Origin of the sequence: Microvirga arsenatis (assembly GCF_009910705.1) — a bacterium.
Classification (GTDB): domain Bacteria; phylum Pseudomonadota; class Alphaproteobacteria; order Rhizobiales; family Beijerinckiaceae; genus Microvirga; species Microvirga arsenatis.
Map to the genome: position 1 here is coordinate 1 of NZ_JAAAXJ010000054.1, position 2639 is coordinate 2639.

The window sequence follows — 2639 nt, forward strand, 5'->3', positions numbered from 1 at the left end:
TGCGTATTCCAGGGATGGTGATCGGTGGTTCCACACGATCATGATCACTCGTTCTGGTGATCGTGATCACCGTCAGCGTTCACTTGGTGGTTCGCTGAGCGGGGATGAAGCGGCCAGTACCGCTGGCAGTTGTAAGGTGGTCTGGAAACAGCCTTCAGGTCAAGCCCGCCGCCGCAGGCTGTCGCCCTTGAGTTCAATCCGATGTGCATTGTGAATGACGCGATCCAGGATCGCATCGCCGAGAGTGGGATCGGCAATCACATCGTGCCAGTGTGATACGGGAACCTGGCTGGTGATCAGCAGCGAGCCCTTGTCGTAGCGGTCGTCAACGATCTCCAGAAGATCCCGGCGCTGCTCGGCGGTGAGCGGCTCCGGGCCCCAGTCGTCGATGATGATCAAATCCGTGCGCTCCAGGGCACTCATCAGACGCGCCAGACGGCCTTCGCCGCGAGCCTGGACCAGATCGGCAAACAGGCGCGGCGCCCGGCGATACAGAACCGAGAAGCCGTCGCGACAGGCCTTGTGGCCGAGCGCACAGGCCAGCCAGCTCTTCCCCGTCCCGGTCGGGCCGACAATCGCCAGGTGATTGTGATCGCGCACCCACTGGCTGGTGGCCAGCGACTGGAACAAGGCCCGGTCGAGACCGCGCGAGCTGCGGTAGTCAACATTCTCTATGGTGGCGCTCTGGCGCAGTTTGGCCGCGCTGAGGCGGCGCGCCAGACGACGGTTGTCGCGGAACGTCACTTCCCGATCGACCAGAAGACCAAGCCAGTCGGCATGGGGCATCGCCGCGGCATCGGGGTTGGTCTGCAACTCGATCAGCGTGTCGGCCATGGCGCTCAAGCCAAGAGCCCGCAGGCGTTCGACAGTGGGGTGAAGCAGCATGAGGATCTCCTGTTCAGTGGTAGTAGCCGGGGCCACGGATGTTGGCATGGACGAGCACCGGCGCGTCCTGCGCCGGCTGGGAGGCCTTGGGCATGCCGCTCTTCAGAATGGCGGCAACCGAGGTGTAGGACCGGGTGTTGATCGCCAGAGCCTGCGCGCAGGCGGCATCGACCCCCTCCGCCCCATAGCGCTTGACCAGTCCGAGAATGCCGATTGCCGAGCGGAAGCCCTGCTCAGGATGCGGCCGGGAGCGCAGGATGACGTCGATCAAGGTGGCGGCGTCTGGTCCGACCTTGCCCGCCTCGCGGCGGATGCGCTCATGCGTCCAGTCGCGGTAGCGCCGATGCGAACTCGGCATGTGCTCGGACACCGTGGTTGGCCGATGCGGACGATGGGACCGCATATGCGAGGCCACGCGCTTGCCGCGCCAGAAGACTTCGACGGTTGCGGCCGTGATCCGCGCCTCGACCTCCTGACGCACCAGGCTGTGCGGCACGCTGTAGTAATGCTTGGCGATCTCGATGTGGTAATCGAGACCGACCCGGCAGCGCTTCCACTCGGCATACTCGTACGGTTCGGCCGGCAGCGGCAGGAGCGCCGGGCGGTCGAGCGCCTCGAACAGCTCGCGCCGGCTGCGGCCCCAGCCACGCAGGGGCCGGTCATTCAAGTCATGCAGCAGATCCTGGATGGCCGCGTTGAGCGCCGACAGCGAGAAGAAACGGCGGTTGCGCAGGCGGGCCAGGATCCAGCGCCCGACCACCTGAACGCCCACCTCGACCTTCGCCTTGTCGCGCGGCTTGTAGGGCCGGGCCGGCACGATGGCGGTGCCGTAGTGACGCGCCGCGTCGGCATAGGTGCGGTTAACCATCGGCTCGTGGAAGCAGGCCTTGGTGATCCCGGCCTTGAGATTGTCGCTGACCGTCTGGCGGGTGGCGCCGCCCAGGAAGGCGAAGGTGCGCACATGCGATCCAATCCAATCCGGCAGACTCTGGGTGAAGGTGGCCTCGGCATAGGTGTAGTTCGAGGCCCCGAGCACGGCGACGAAGATCTGGACCGGGCGGACCTCGCCGGTGAGCCCGTCGATCACCTCCATGGTGTGGCCGGAATAGTCGACGAAGAGCCTCTCGCCGGCAACATGGACCTGGCGCAGCGTGGGCTTGAGCCGGCCCGCCCAGTCCTTGTAGTGCTCGCAGAACCAGGAATAGCTGAAGGCCTCGGGCGTGCTGTCGCAGTATTCCTCCCACAGGAGCATCAGAGTCACGCCCGGCCGGCGCAGTTCGCGATGGACCAGCGTCCAATCGGGCTGGCTGCGTTGCTCGGTGGGCAGATCGGAGGGCGGTGGATAGAGCCGGCTCTCCAGCAGGACATCATCATCAAGCTCGGGCGGCAGGGGCCAGGTCAGGCCGGCGCGCCGGGCACGATTGATGTATTTGCTGACGGTGCCCTGGGCCAGGCCCAGGCTGGTTGCGGTGGCGCGCTGGGAAAGCCCGACAGCGTGGTGCAGGCGTAAGACTTCACGGATGTGGCGCATCGACAGTCTCTCGGTGGGCATCTTGGTCCTCGGCTGGAAAGCAAAAGCCAAGATTACCGTAGGTTGCGGACTGCCCGCGGACAGCACCTCTTCCCGGTCTCGGAGACTGATCACGATCGCTGGAACGAGTGATCACGGCCCTCTGGAAACCATGATCACGATGCCCTGGAACGGATGATCACGATCATCTGGAATCCGTGATCACGATCGTCTGGAACGCGCA

At 65.1% G+C, this 2639-nt stretch carries 2 protein-coding genes; both read right to left on the reverse strand.

Annotated features, from left to right (window positions below):
• Positions 1-159: 159 nt before the first annotated feature.
• Positions 160-885 (reverse strand): IS21-like element helper ATPase IstB, encoded by a 726-nt coding sequence (gene istB, locus GR303_RS24145; protein ID WP_161726995.1) that lies wholly within the window; start codon positions 883-885, stop codon positions 160-162.
• Between the two features lie 13 nt (positions 886-898).
• Positions 899-2437 carry an IS21 family transposase gene (gene istA, locus GR303_RS24150; protein WP_425487143.1) on the reverse strand — a complete coding sequence of 513 codons (1539 nt, stop codon included), beginning with the start codon at positions 2435-2437 and terminating at the stop codon, positions 899-901.
• Between the last annotated feature and the right edge of the window lie 202 nt (positions 2438-2639).

Bases quoted from the DNA above. Each gene is read 5' to 3' on its own strand.
- istB (WP_161726995.1), bottom strand. From the start codon at position 885: ATGCTGCTTCACCCCACTGTCGAACGCCTGCGGGCTCTTGGCTTGAGC.
- istA (WP_425487143.1), bottom strand. From the start codon at position 2,437: ATGCCCACCGAGAGACTGTCGATGCGCCACATCCGTGAAGTCTTACGC.